This window comes from Paenibacillus sp. BIHB 4019 (assembly GCF_002741035.1).
GTDB lineage: Bacteria > Bacillota > Bacilli > Paenibacillales > Paenibacillaceae > Pristimantibacillus.
Genome location: NZ_CP016808.1, coordinates 652,852 through 667,647, shown reverse-complemented (window position 1 = coordinate 667,647; position 14,796 = coordinate 652,852). Strand labels below are relative to the sequence as shown.

8 protein-coding genes are annotated in these 14,796 nt (G+C 51.3%); 6 read left to right on the top strand and 2 right to left on the bottom strand.

Annotated elements, in window-relative coordinates; translation table 11 throughout:
* Positions 1-41: 41 nt before the first annotated feature.
* The 6 genes from BBD42_RS02980 (at position 42) to BBD42_RS02955 (ending at position 12,694) form a co-directional block, all read left to right on the top strand.
* Positions 42-2,765, top strand: a complete 2,724-nt coding sequence (locus BBD42_RS02980) for a rhamnogalacturonan lyase family protein (protein ID WP_150131501.1) — start codon at positions 42-44, stop codon at positions 2,763-2,765.
* A gap of 244 nt (positions 2,766-3,009) precedes the next feature.
* Positions 3,010-6,096 (top strand): ATP-binding protein, encoded by a 3,087-nt coding sequence (locus BBD42_RS02975; protein WP_099516932.1) that lies wholly within the window; start codon positions 3,010-3,012, stop codon positions 6,094-6,096.
* Positions 6,089-7,213, top strand: coding sequence for a response regulator (locus BBD42_RS02970; protein WP_099516931.1), 1,125 nt, complete (start codon positions 6,089-6,091; stop codon positions 7,211-7,213). The genes BBD42_RS02975 and BBD42_RS02970 overlap by 8 nt, the downstream gene beginning before the upstream one ends.
* A gap of 268 nt (positions 7,214-7,481) precedes the next feature.
* Positions 7,482-11,384, top strand: a complete 3,903-nt coding sequence (locus tag BBD42_RS02965; protein ID WP_172455373.1) for an Ig-like domain-containing protein — start codon at positions 7,482-7,484, stop codon at positions 11,382-11,384.
* 212 nt (positions 11,385-11,596) lie between these two features.
* Positions 11,597-12,202, top strand: a complete 606-nt coding sequence (locus BBD42_RS02960) for a P-loop nucleotide/nucleoside kinase family protein (protein ID WP_099516929.1) — start codon at positions 11,597-11,599, stop codon at positions 12,200-12,202.
* Between the two features lie 6 nt (positions 12,203-12,208).
* Positions 12,209-12,694, top strand: coding sequence for an LURP-one-related family protein (locus BBD42_RS02955; protein WP_099516928.1), 486 nt, complete (start codon positions 12,209-12,211; stop codon positions 12,692-12,694).
* Between the two features lie 151 nt (positions 12,695-12,845).
* Here the strand turns inward: BBD42_RS02955 and BBD42_RS02950 are convergent, their stop codons facing one another.
* Together BBD42_RS02950 and BBD42_RS02945 are read right to left on the bottom strand one after the other, a co-directional pair.
* A complete protein-coding gene (locus tag BBD42_RS02950; protein WP_099516927.1) occupies positions 12,846-13,742 on the bottom strand; it encodes an SDR family oxidoreductase in 897 nt (298 codons plus the stop codon).
* Positions 13,743-13,819: 77 nt separating this feature from the next.
* Complete coding sequence (locus BBD42_RS02945) at positions 13,820-14,773, bottom strand: helix-turn-helix transcriptional regulator (RefSeq protein WP_099516926.1); 954 nt, start codon at positions 14,771-14,773, stop codon at positions 13,820-13,822.
* Positions 14,774-14,796: the final 23 nt, after the last annotated feature.

Genomic DNA, 14,796 nt, shown 5'->3' with positions numbered 1-14,796 from the left:
GTAACCAATTGATCTTCAAATCGAAAGGATGCGATTGATTTATGTTCAGCAACCACTTGAGCTGGCTTAAAAAGACGGCCGCCACGTTAACGGGGCTTACGCTGCTTTGCGGCAGCGCCGCAGGCGCAACTGCTGCAGAAACGACGGCTTCGGGACAAGCAGGTACGGCCTTGGGCAAAGTACAGCTGGAATATTTGGATAGAGGACTTGTAGCTGTCGCTTCTTCAGGAAGCGTATTTCTCAGCTGGCGGCTGCTAGGCAATGAAGTGACTGGGTACTCCGCGGGCGGGATGACCGGCGCGAATTTCAACGTTTACCGGGATGGCCAGCTTATTGCGACGGTGACAGACAGCACGAACTATTCGGACCCGCAGGGCAGCACATCATCGCGTTACCAGGTGGCGGCTGTTGTCAATGGGGAAGAGCTGGCACGAAGCAGCGAAGCTAAGCCGTGGGGCGATGGCTATTACGATTTGCCGCTTAATAAACCGGCAGACGGGGTGACGCCTGTGGGCGAAGCTTTCACCTATTCGGCTGGCGATATGAGCGTCGGCGATGTGGATGGAGACGGGCAATACGAATATATCGTGAAATGGGATCCTTCCAACTCCAAGGATGTATCGCAGAAGGGCTACACTGGCGAAGTTATTATTGATGCCTATGAGCTGGATGGAACGCAGCTTTACCGCATTGAGCTAGGCCCGAACATCCGCGCTGGCGCACATTATACGGAATTTATGGTGTATGACTTTGATGGCGACGGCAAGGCGGAAATGATGTTCAAAACGGCTCCGGGCACGAAAATAACAAAATACAACGGCAGCGGCGGCATCGCTTCCGAAAAATATATTACGATGCCCCAGGAGGATATTGCAGCAGGGTACAGCCATAATGATGATTACCGCGTGAGCAAGCAGGGCTATTACGAGCATGTCGTAAATATGTTCATGAACTGGGACAAGCATGAGGAAGTCGTAAACGGCAATTGGCCGGCAACGCTGGAAGAAAGCTTCGGCATTGCACCGAAATATGCCTATCCTCTGTCCCGCGAGGATGCGGAAGAGCTAACGGATTATTTTATGGATGTATATGCGCCGGCGCGCAGCGGCAACAACAAGCTGCGTGATTTTGAAGGCTTTATTTTGAGCGGGCCGGAATATTTGACCGTATTTGAGGGAGCGACGGGCAAGGAGCTGGAGACGATCCCCTACAAGCCGGGCCGTCATGACGATGGCCTCATGTGGGGCGACTATGCGATGGCGCGGATTGAGCCGGGCAACCGTGTAGACCGTTTCCTTGCAGGCGTAGCTTATTTGGATGGCACGAAGCCTTATGCCGTATTTGCCCGCGGCTACTATACGCGCTCGACACTCGTTTCCTATGAATGGGATGGCAAGCATTTGCGCGAGCACTGGTTTGTCGACAGCGGCTGGGTGCCGATGACAAATCCGTTTAACGACGGACCGCATGGCAGACCGGGACTGAATCCGGCTTTTGCAACGCTTACGACGCAGGGCGCGCATTCGCTGAGCACGGCGGACGTGGACGGCGACGGCAAGCAGGAAATTATTTATGGCTCCTCGACGATTGACCATGATGGTACGCTGCTCTACAGCTCGGGCGATATTTTGCCGCCGGGCAGCGCAAATCCGGGAACGTATGCAGGTCTTGGCCATGGCGATGCGCTTCATGTCGCAGATATTGACCCTGACCGTCCGGGCTTGGAAATTTTTATGGTGCATGAGGGCGGGCCGTATGCCCCTTATGGCTACTCGCTGCGCGATGCTAAGACAGGCGAAGTCATTTATGGCGGCTACACTGGCAAGGATACCGGACGCGGCATGATTGGCGACATCGATCCGGATCACAGAGGGCTGGAGACATGGGCAGTCGGCACATGGACAGCAAGCGGAACGCAGATCAGCACAACCTCTCCTGGAACGAATATGAACATTAAATGGGCAGGCAATATGACGACGCAAATTGTGAATGGCTCCTTGGAAGTTACACCGACGATTGATGATTGGAAACGCGGCAGATTGCTGACGGCTGAGGGAACCCGCACTAACAATCATACGAAGGGAACGCCTTCGCTCGTAGCGGATATTTTCGGAGACTGGCGGGAAGAAATGCTGGTGCGCACCGTGGACAGCTCGGCTATCCGTATCTATATGAGCACAGAGCTGACAGACCGCAAGCTGTATACGCTGATGCATGATCCGCAGTACCGTACAGGCGTAGCTTGGCAAAATACGACGTATAACCAGCCAACGTATACAAGCTTCTATTTTGCCTCAGATACGAATTTCGCGAATGTGCCGGTTCCAAATTACTGGACGCCGGTTGTCGATGACCGCAGCTCGGTGGGCGCAGCGCTCATTGGGCCGAATGCAATGGCGAAGGGACAAAGCTTCGATGTTGTTTATGCACTGCAAAATGTGCCAAGAGGCATTGCGAAGCAAAACATCCGAATTGAATACGATCCGACTGTATTGGAGCTGGCAAGAACGCCGGAATCGCTGGATACGGGCAGATTCGTCATTAACGAGCTTGTAGAGTCTGCTGGCGTTATCAGCATGAAAGGCAGCCATGTCGGAGACGGTCTTAACAATCCGCTGGGCAATCTGTTCAAGCTGACCTTCCGCATTAAAGCGGACGCGCCAGCTGATGTGACCGCGCTTGCGGTCACCAAGCTGATTGGCACGGATGGAGCAGGCGTGAATACGCAGCTTGCCGGCGATGTGCTGAATATTAAAGTTCACTAATGGTATAAAGGATAAAGTAGACCCGTGTATAGGGCTTGTGGCGGCCTGCGCAAATGCGCATACTGCTGCATAGTGCTGGAAAACCTTCAAGGCTGCGTTTAAGCGCGGTCTTGAAGGTTTTTTTGCAATGAGTCTGAACAGGTGCTGCTAAATCGTTTATAGTAGAGAAGAACTAGCGGGAATTACAGGAAATAAAAGCTTGAGGCCAGTCTCAACTAACTGCTGACATAAGAGGGGAAGAAAGATGCGAAAAAAAGTGGCGATTGCCATCATGATTTTTTGTGGGATATGGATGGTAATTATGGCGTTCCCCTTTGCGGCAATCGCCAGCGACGTTCCAGAAGCTGAAAACGGGGAGCTGGATTTGACAAAATGGGCTTTCTCCGAAAACGGTATTGCCCGCCTGGACGGGGAGTGGGAATTTTACCAAAACCGGCTTTTGGCCCCGGCTGATTTTAAGCGGGAGATGCAAGGCAGACAAGGGCTGGAGAGAACGGGCTACGTCCATGTGCCGGATAGATGGGAGCAATATGAGGTGGCGGCAGATGAACCTTCTCCATACGGGTACGGAACCTTCCGCTTGCGTGTTAAGCTTCCGGAAGCAGGCGAGCATGTATTTGGCATCAGGCAGATGAATATTAAAACAGCCCATAAGCTGTTCGTGAACGGCCGGGAGATTGGGGGCCGCGGCATTCCGGGAATGAGCAAGGAGGATACCGTTTCCGTGAATGCGCCATATGTCCGTTTTTTTACGGTGGAGGGCGGCGAAGCCGATATTGTTGTGCAGGTTGCCAACTATCGTTATTCGCAAGGTGGCATAACCCATTCTATCCTTTTGGGATATCAGGAGGACATCTTGTCCGTACGGGAGTTTGCGGTGGCCAAGGACTGGTTTGCCGCAACGACCTTTCTGTTAATGGGCATCTATTTCATCATATTGTTTCATATGCGGGGGCATGACCGATCATGGCTCTATTTTGGCCTGTGCTGTATAGCGATCTGCTTGTATTTTATGACACATGGCGAAAAAATGCTTTTAATGCCGTTCCCGGGAATTCCCTACGAGCTGTTTACGAAAATACAAGATCTTTCCGGTGTGCTTGCGGTGCTGTTTTTACTGCTGTATACGAGGCATTCCTTGCCCCATCTGTTCCATAAAATCGCGCTGCAAACGTCCGGATCGCTCATAGCGTTCACCGTGCTCCTAACTGTGGCGACTCCAGCTGCCGTCTTTACACGCTTTACACTCGTTAATTTCGCCATGGCTCTTATTGCCGTTCTCTATGTCATTTACGTCATGCTCGTTGCTGTCGTGAAGAGGATGGAGGGCTCGGTATATATGCTGGTCAGCGTCGTATCGCAGCTGGTTATGACAGTTGCCTCCTTGATGGAGTTTCTAGGCGTAAGGTCATACGTATCGTTTCAAATGGCCGCTTGGCTGTGCTTTTTCATGGCGCAGGGCCTGCTATTATCCCGAAGGTTTGTAAATGCGTTTGAATCCGTTCAAAAGCTGTCCCAGCGGCTCGGTTCGATGGACCGGCTAAAGGATGAATTTCTGGCGAACACCTCCCATGAGATGAAAACGCCGCTGCATGGCATTATCAACATTTCGCAATCGCTGCTTGAGGGCGCGGCTGGCCGGATGACACCGCAGCAGGAGGAAAACATGGCGATGATTGTAGGCATCGGCAAAAAAATGAGCAATCTGGTCGGCGATCTGCTCGATTTCTCCAAATTGAAAAACGGCGAGCTTGTTCTATACCAGCAGGCGGTTGCTCTGCGTCCGCTTGTGCGCATTATATTCGAGATGTTTCGCCATTTCGCCGGCGCAAAGCCGATACGCTTCACGGACTCTTTGAGTGATCGGCACTATGTTTATGCCGATGAAGACAGGCTGACGCAAATTATGAACAATCTAATCGGCAATGCGCTCAAATTTACAGCTGCAGGGGAGATTGCCGTTGCAGCGCGTGAGGTTAACGGCTGGCTCGTGGTGTCGGTCTCGGACACGGGCATTGGCATTCCTAATGATAAGCTGGAGGTTATTTTCGAATCATTCGAGCAGGCTGGGGGAGCAATGGCGAAGGAACGAGGCGGAACGGGGCTGGGGCTCAGCATCGCCAAGCGGCTTGTAGAGCTGCATGGGGGAGGCATTTGGGCCGAATCGGAGCTAGGTAAAGGCTCGGTATTTACATTTACTATTCCGCTCGCAAATAATATGGACGTGCAGCCAGCCGAGGCGGAAGCAGACACCATTCACGCAAGGCTGAAAAACACAGCTCAGCCAAGCAGCCCGGCAGATACGATTAAACTGAAAAGCGGCGGAGCAGTTACGATTCTCGTTGTAGATGATGATGCCGCCAATCGGCAGGTGCTGCTCAATCTTTTGTCCGTAGAAAAATATTCGGTCCTCGCCGTATCCAGCGGCAAGGAGGCGATGCGACAGCTGGAGCAGGAACGCCGGATCGATTTGGCGGTTATTGATTTAATGATGCCGGGAATGTCAGGATACGAGCTGTGCCGGAATATACGCAGCAAATATTCGCTATCCGAGCTCCCGGTGCTGCTGCTTACAGCCAGAAATCGGCCAGAAGAAATGCTAGCAGCGTTCGATGCGGGAGTGAATGATTTTCTCGGAAAACCGGTCGAGGCTGGCGAATTGAAAGCGCGCATCCGTACACTGCTGGAAATGAAAAAGTCCGCGAGCGAATCGGCACTTGCCGAGATGGCCTTCCTGCAAGCGCAGATCAAGCCACATTTTCTCTACAATGCGCTTAACACAATCTCGGCTTACTCACTGGATGATCCTCAGGCAGCACGGGATTTGCTGGCTGCGCTGAGCGACTATTTGCGTGGCAGCTTCGATTTCAGAAATCTGGAAGAACTCGTTCCGCTGCATAAGGAGCTAGAGCTGGTGGAGGCTTATTTATCCATTGAAAAAGCCCGTTTTGGGGAGCGTTTGCAGGTTATCTATGAGATAGACAGCGATGTGGATTGCCTACTGCCGCCGCTTGTCATTCAGCCCTTGGTCGAAAATGCGGTGCAGCATGGTTTGGCGAGCCGCAAGCAAGGAGGGAACATTAAAATTTCCGTTTGCGAGAAGGAGCACGATGTCGTCATTACGGTAGAGGACGATGGCGTAGGTTTTCAAGATTCATATTATGCAACACGAATCGGGGATAGCGCAGCGCAGAGCAGCGGCGTGGCTCTGAAAAACATCCAGCAGCGTCTATATCGAATCTATAGACGCCGATTGGAGATTGCAAGCAATGAAAATGGGGGCACAGCAGTAAAGTTTAGCATTCCGAAGGGAGACCACTTGGATGATTAAAGTAATCGTGGTTGATGACGAGCTTCCGGCTTTGAAAATGGCTGAGAGTGTGCTGAAGACGTTTGGCGATGTGAAAATAGAGGGACTTTTTGACGACGCTGAGGAGCTTGTTGCGTGTTTACATAGGATAGAGGCGGACCTGATTTTTGTCGATATGAAAATGCCGGGCATGAATGGGCTGGAGCTGGCTGAGCAGATTCAGAGGCACAGACCTGATGTAGGGATCGCTTTCGTGACGGCCTATGATTATTATGCGGTTGATGTTTTTGAGTCGGAAGCCTTTGATTACGTGATGAAGCCGATGACAGCACAGCGCATCAGCAAGACGCTGGAACGATTCACTAAGAAGAGAGGGGCAGGAACAGGGCATAGCGCGAAGCCAATGGACATCCTTGTCCGCAGCTTTGGGCAATTTTCCTTGGAAACGAGCCAAGGGAAGACGCTCAAGCTGCGCAGAACCAAGACGGAAGAGCTGCTTGCCTTCTTTCTCCACCACCGGGATCAGCCTATTGCAATGGAGAGCATAATGGATGCGTTGTGGGGAGACCGGAATGCAGAGCGGGCGCAGGCGATGCTGTATACGACAGTATATCAGCTGCGCAAAGAGCTGGAAGCGCTTGGCCTGTTTGATGTTATTGAGCAGACCCGCGCCGGAGGGGGGCGCTACCGCTTGACATGGCAGCCGAAATTCTGGGATTGCGAGGATTTTGAAAGCAGCTATCGGCGGTTCAAAAACGGCGAAAGCATGGCTGAAGTGCAAAGGGCGCTGGAGCTGTACCGAAACGGTTATTTGACGGACAATGGGTACGAATGGGCGGAAGCGAGGCGGACCGAGCTTGAACTTAGATATATCGAGCTGCTGGAATGGGCAGTCAATATGGAAGTGCGGCAGCAGCGCTACGAGTTTGCTTTGCTGTATTTGCAAAGATGGGAAAAGCAGCAGCCGTTTGCAGAGCGCATTCACGCCAAAATCATCGCCCTGCATTTGCTGATGAGCAACAAGGAAGCGGCAGCAGCGCAAGAGAGAAAGCTGCTGGACTTGTTTGCCGGCGAATTAGGCGCTTCACCAGAAATAGATACAAGGGCGCTAGCACTAAATCCTACGTCTGTTTTTTAAAATAGATGCAGCTATAAGTTTCACATTTATAATTGGTGATTATAAGCGACTTCCCTGTCCCAAGGACGGTGGGGGTCGTTTTTTTGTTCAAATTCGGTTCAACAACGATAAAGTATAATGTCGAAATGAGGCGCAATATGAAATTAAAATACGAGAGTTGTCTAATTAGCAGGGGGAGGAGAGCTCGGCAGGAAGACTCAAAATAGAAAAATAACTTGTGATGAAGTACATATTCAGTAAACAAGAAGCTGAGAGGATGAATACACGAATGAACACGCGGAAAAAGAAGAAAATGCTGTTGATTTGGACAGCATGGCTCTTAATCATCTCTAACTTATTCTCAATAACGGCATTTGCCGGGCCAGCAGCTATTTATAATCAGAGCGGTTCAAGCTTCAGTGGTACAATATCGCCATCCCCTATTGGTGATACAATCGGGATGGAGGGATATAGCGATTGGCCTGCCGGCTTTACACAAAACAACGGTTTTTCGAGCGGTATTTTTGATGGAGAGAGCATTTGGATGCTGCCTAGTAGTGCTGCAGGTTTGATTAAGATTGATAAGGATACGGGAGCGATGGCTGGCTACACAGCATGGCCTAACGGGTTTGTGAGAGGCAGCCGGATGCCGGATTTCCTCAGCGGCGTCTTTGATGGCCAGAGCATCTGGATGCTTCCTTATGGGGCGGATCGAGTGATTAAGGTGGACAAGGATACAGGGGCAATGACTGGTTATAACGACTGGCCGAGCGGCTTTATATTGCCTAGCACAACGACAAATCCAAATCCTTTTTATACGCCTATGGCAAACTTCAGCGGCGGTGTTTTTGACGGTCAGAACATTTGGATGGTTCCGGCTGGAGCCGATTATGTCATTAAAATCGACAAGGATACGGGAGCAATGACCGGTTACAATAACTGGCCAAGCGATGTTCAGCTTGCAAGCCAAGGTGTGTCGACACCTTATGGTTTCATTCGCAATGAAAACTTTTCCGGGGGTATCTTTGATGGCCAGAGCATCTGGATGGTTCCTAGCGGAGTAGACCGTGTAGTCAAAATTGACAAGGATACGGGAGCGATGACGAGCTACAGCGATTGGCCAAGCGGCTTTACGAAGGATTATTTTAATACGAATCCCTTTAACGGCGGTATCTTTGACGGTCAGAACATTTGGCTTATCCCTTCGGGAGCGGACAGAGTTATCAAGATTGATAAAGACACGGGAGTAATGACAGGGTACGACAATTGGCCAAGCAGCATAGCTGGTGGGAGCCAATATTTTACCGGTGTCTTTGACGGTCAGAGTATTTGGATGCTGCCTAGAATGTCTACGGACCAGCTTGTAAAGATGGATAAAGACACGGGAGTAATGACGGCTTTCGACAATTGGCCGAGTACGACGACGATAGGCATGGCTCCTTTTTCTGGTGGCGTTTTTGATGGCGAGAGCATCTGGATGGTGCCTGCGACAGCTGATCAAGTGGTCAAGCTTGGGGGAGTGACGGTGCCCGTTACGGGAGTGACGGTGAGCCCGACGACGCTTACGCTAACGGCTGGAGGCGCCGCTGGAACGCTGACGGCGGAGATATTGCCAAGCAACGCGACGAATAAGAAAGTAACGTGGACGAGCAGTGATCCATCAGTAGCGACAGTGGACGAGGATGGGGTGGTCACACCACTGACAGCAGGCACAGTAACCATTACGGCGACGACGGAAGATGGAGGACAAACGGCAACGAGCACGGTGACGATAAATGAGGCGGACGTGCTTGTGACAGGAGTGACGGTGAACCCGGCAACGCTGGTCCTTACAGCTGGAGGCGCCGCGGGAACGGTGACAGCGGTCGTATCGCCAAGCAACGCGACGAATAAGAAAGTAACGTGGACAAGCAGTGATCCATCGGTAGCGACAGTGGACGAGGATGGAGTGATTACACCGCTGACAGCGGGCACAGTAACGATAACCGGAACGACGGAAGATGGAGGCAAGACTGCAACGAGCACGGTGACGATCAATGAAACGGACGTGCTTGTGACAGGAGTGACGGTGAGCCCAGCGGCGATCACTCTTACAGCTGGAGGCAGCCCGGGAACGGTGACGGCGGGCGTATCGCCAAGCAACGCGACGAATAAGAAGGTAACGTGGACGAGCAGCGATCCATCGGTAGCGACAGTGGATGAAGATGGAGTAATCACACCGCTGAGAGCAGGCACGGTGACGATTACAGGAACGACGGAAGACGGTGGCAAGACGGCAACGAGCATCGTTACGGTGAATGCGACGGACGTGGCGGTGACGGGAGTGACGGTAAGCCCAGCGGCGATCACCCTTACAGCTGGAGGCAGTCCGGGAGCGGTGTCGGCTGGCGTATTGCCAGGCAATGCAACGAATAAGAAAGTCACGTGGACGAGCAGCGATCCGTCGGTAGCGACGGTGGACGAAGACGGAGTAGTCACGCCGCTGAGAGCAGGCACAGTGACGATTACAGGGACAACGGAAGACGGCGGCAAGACGGCAACGAGCACCGTAACGGTGAATGCGCCGGGAACCTCTGCGCCAACCGCGCTTATAGCGACAGCCGGCAATGGAACGGTGACGCTGAACTGGACTGGCGTACAGGGATCGGTTTCTTACAGTGTTTATCAGTCAACCGTGGCTGGTGATTACGGGTCCGTTCCCGTTGCAGTTGTAAGCAGTGAGAATTTCACTGTAACTGGACTGAGCAACGGAACAACTTATTACTTTAAGGTTAAGGCGAATAACGAAGAAGGAATAGGCGGCTATTCCAATGAAGCGAGTGCCACGCCGAGAACAAGCTCGCAAGGCTCGGGCGGTGATTCCTCCAGCGGAGGCAATGGCTCGTCTGGCTCTTCAGCAACTGGCGGACAAGTGGCGCTGGAAGGTTTCCGAGTAATCGTGAACGGCAAGGAGTACGATCAGATTGCTACGGGGAACACGAAGAAACAAGATGGAAAAAGTGTTCTGACGGCAACGGTGGATACGAACAAGCTGACAGCACAGCTCGCCAAAGAGGGCGGTAATTCGACCATCATTATTCCTGTTGCGAGCGTGAGCGCGGATAAAGTATCCACGGTATTGACTGGGGATGCCGTGAAAGCGATGGAAAACAATGAGGCTATTTTGGAAGTTCGGACGATTAACGGGAACTACAAGCTGCCTGCGGCAGAAATTGCAATCGACAGCCTGTCATCGCTGCTTGGCGTTCAAGTGAAGCTAACGGATATCATCGTACAAGTGGACATTGCCAAGAGCAATGATGCAAGCGTCGAGCTAGTTAAAAATACGGCGGGTAAAGACGGGTTTAGCGTGGTGCTTCCGCCAATTGATTTTACGGTTACCGCTTCATACAATGGCAAAACCGTAGTTGTAGACAAGTTTAGCTCGTATGTTCAACGGGAAATCCCGCTGCCAGCTGGAATAGACCTGAGCAAGATTACAACGGCAACGGTGCTTCTGGAGGACGGAACGGTTTATCATGTGCCGACGTACGTTACGCAGCATGATAAAAACTATTATGCGGTCGTTAGCAGTTTGACGAACAGCATTTATACTTTGATCTGGAATCCCATTACGTTCGCGGATGTGGAAGGGCATTGGTCCAAAGACGCGGTAAACGACATGGGTTCGCGTATTATTGTGAAAGGCATCGACGATACGCATTTTAATCCGAATGCAGCTATTACGCGCTCGGAGTTCTCGGCGATTATCGTTCGGGCGCTGGGATTGGCTGAAAACGGAAAAACTACGGCCTTCCATGATGTGAAGTCCAGCGACTGGTTCATGGGCGCAGTAGCTAAAGCGCAGGAATACGGGATTATTAAAGGCTATGAAGACGGAGCATTCCGTCCAAACAAGACGATTACACGCCAAGAAGCGATGGTTATGCTTGAGAGGGCGATGAAGCTTACGGGCTTGAACACTACGGTGAGCGAAGCTGAGGCAGCGTCTGCACTTGCTTCGTTTACAGATGGGGCGGCTGTAGATGCTTGGGCGAAGCAGGCTGTAGCTGCGACAATAAACAGCGGCTTGGTTCAAGGCAGAGATGCTGGTTTGAAGCCAGCAAGCAACATAACTAGAGCGGAAACGGCAGCTATCGTTCAGCGCATGCTGATTAAGGCTGAACTCATCGATCTCGGAAATTCGAAGTAAACGAGATTCCAAGCATAAAAACCTTCAAGGCTGCCTATTCGCGCAGCTTTGGAGGTTTTTGCGTATGAGGGCAGCTGGGGATAACAGCTGCTGAGCGGTTTATTTTTTACAGGCAAGCTAGAAAATGGTTTATAGTAGAGAGATAGAGTTGATAACGTGTTCATTGGTTCAGGTTTGCGGGTAATGATCATTAGAGTGTGGGGGCGAATCATATGCGAAAATTAGTATTTTTTCTAGGCGGGGCGGGAGCGGGCAAGACGACGCTGGCCAAGGCGCTGGCACGGCGCAAGGGCGCTGCGATTTTTGATATGGATACGCTGCTGCGTCCGGCGGCCGAGGCAATTATGACGGCGTCGGGGCTTGATCCGAAGGACCGTGATTCGGAGCTGTATAAGGTGCGCTGCCGCGATCTCGGCTACCGGATTACGATGGATGCAGCTTTGGAAAATGTAGCGATTGGCACGGACGCGCTCGTCATCGGCCCCTTCACGAAGGAAACTGCTGATCCGCTTTGGATTGAGCAGGAGCTGTCGGCCATCGGTGCAAGCCTGCGTGATGTAGCTGTGCGGGTCGTACTCGTCTCCCTGCGGGATCAGGAGCTGCATCGCACCCGGATACAGGAACGGGGCTTGGAGCTTGATGAGTGGAAGCTTGGCAATTGGGAAGCCTTCAGCCGCTCGCTGGGACCGCGCAAGCTGAATTGGCCGATTCCAGCCTCTTCGGTGCTGGATTTTGATAATTCAGGAGAGCTGAATGAGGAGAAACTGCTGCTGCTGGAGCGCTTCGTATATGGTGATGACATCGTAGAAGGGGAGTGAGGCTGCATGTCCTTATATTTCAGAGACAAATTCTTCAGTTCCGGCAGTACAGGCATTATGAATGAGACGGGGGAATCTGCGGGATGGGTTAATCTGAAAAGTGCGTTTAGCACTTCGCTGGAAGTTTATGATGCCAAGGATACGAAAATGTGCGAGGCGAAATTTCGGTTTTTCTCAATGAAATGGGAAGTCAGCGACAGCTACGGCGCTCCGCTAGGTGTGCTGCGCCCAAGGATGAGCTTCATGAATAAGCGGTTTGAGTATGATGCGGGCGAGCGCGGCTTTTATTTAATTGAGTCGCCAGCGTTTTCTAAAGAGTATGTAATTATGAACCGCCGTGAGGAGACGATTGCGAGCTTCGCGCAGACGAGCGGCTGGATGCAATCCGGCGCCTATTGCTTATGGAACGAAACCCGCCAGCTCGGAGATTATGAGCTGATTGCGGTTATTATGGGCGTGAATGAAATTAGGAAGCGGCAGAGCAGTAGTTAGCATTTACATGAATAGGCCGCGGTGCCTTAATAATAGGCTTAAGCAAGCATGTGTGATTTCGACACATGCTAAAGGATGAAGCGAGGAAGGTTAAAAAAGCGGGAGCTGCTCTTGAAAAGAAGCAGCTCCCGCTTTTTTGCGTTCTATTCTTTTAGCAGATCGTAATCGTCTTCCAATAATACTCGTCCAAAAATGGCTTCAAGCTTGTAGGAGCTTGACCAGTCAGCTCTTGAACCGTTGTTGACGTCTGATCATATTCCCCTCTGGCCGAGGCGGTATCGAAGGAAGCTAATGCATGCGCTACAGCATTCGGAACGCCAAACGATTCATAGATGCCAACGAGCTGTGAGGTTTCGAGTGGAATATAGATAATGTTTTTCTTAGTGGTATCACTCAATATTTGGGCGATATCATAACCGGATAGCGCTTCTGGGCCAGTTACATTCCGTGTGTGCTTGTCCGTGTTAGAGGAGGCGAGTGCAGCTGCGGCTGTATGAGCACAATCCTTGCGAGTCACATAAGCGATTTTGCCTTCGCCGATAGCAGCGGCGTATTGGCCTGTGGCGACCGTGTGCGTCAAGGATTGAAGCAGATTCTCTGCGTACAGATTGCTGCGAAGAATCGTATAAGACAGGCCGCTGTTCTTAATAGCCTCTTCCGTGCTGTAGTGGTCTCCCGCCGTTAAATTCGCTGTACCGGGCTCAGGGTTGAAGAACGATGTATAGACAATATGTTTTACTCCCGCATTAACGGCAGCTTGTATGGCATTCGAATGCTGCGTGATTCGCTGACCTGGCACTTCAAGCGCATCCGTACTTACCAAAAGCAGACGCTGCACCCCGGCAAAAGCATCGGTCAGCGTCTCAGCCTGGTTGAAGTCCGCATGCCGTACGCTAACCCCGCGGTCGGCAAGATCCGAAAGTTTTTCTGGGGTACGGGTAGCTGCTATAATCGGCCCATCATAATTTTCGAGCAGCCATTGAACGGCCAATCTCCCTAAATTTCCGCCTGCGCCTGTAACCAATATCGTTTCTTTTGTGGTGTTCATTTTTTATTTTCCTCCTTTTAAATACGGCAACCTCATGCCTATCTACAATATACAAAAACGTTACTGACATTAGATTGTCAGTAACGTTTCATCATGTTTTCGATTTCTTTTTTTATGCGGAGTTTGAAAGCCTCGGGCTCAATGATTATTGCATCTGCGCCCCAGCCAAGGAGCCAGGACAGCAAATCCTCAGACCGTCGAACGCGAAAGGTGACGTAATATCCATCGGCGTTCAATCGGGCATCCTCCATATAATAGTTGTTTGCTATTTTCACTTTCTCTGCGATGCTCACATTAAAAAGCACTTGGACTTTGACGTCGCGGTCATCCTTCGGCTGATAGCCGTGCAGGTGAAAGCTGCTGGGCAGCTGGAACGTTTCATTCGTAATGGCAAGCTCTTTAATTCGCGATACCCGAAAATGGCGAATGTCATCCCGCAAGTCGCAATGGGCAACTAAAAGCCAGCCATTTTGTTCATCTAGTACGAGCCCGTAAGGGGCAACTGTTCGCAGCATTTCATGTTTATCATTGGCTTGTGCTGCTCGTTTGTGGTATTCAAAGCGGATTTTGTTGCCTTCAAGCATGGCAGTACGAATGGCTGCCACGTAAGCCTTCTCTCGATGGCCTATTTCGGGTTCATAATCCTTGTGAAGAAGAAGGATGTTATCGCGTATCCGATCCGCTTCATCGCGGATGGGCTCCGTTAATACAGCTTCGATTTTCCCGCGTGAAGAGCGTGCGCTCCTGCTGTAGACAGGATCAAAGCGCTGTTCTACAAACTCGGCTCCAATCAACAGCGCTGCTGCTTCTTCTACAGTAAAACTCACTGGCGGCAGAAAATAACCATTCATCAAAGAATAACCTAATCCAGTTGCACCGATGATGGGCACACCGGATTCACTCAGCACTTGAACATCCCGATAAATCGTTCTAGAACTAACTTCCAGCATCTCTGCCAGTTCTTCAGCCTTCAACACCTTATTTCGCTGCAGCTCTAGAACGATCGATAACAAACGTTCTGTTTTATTCAATTTGCAGCGGCCCCCTTATTTTC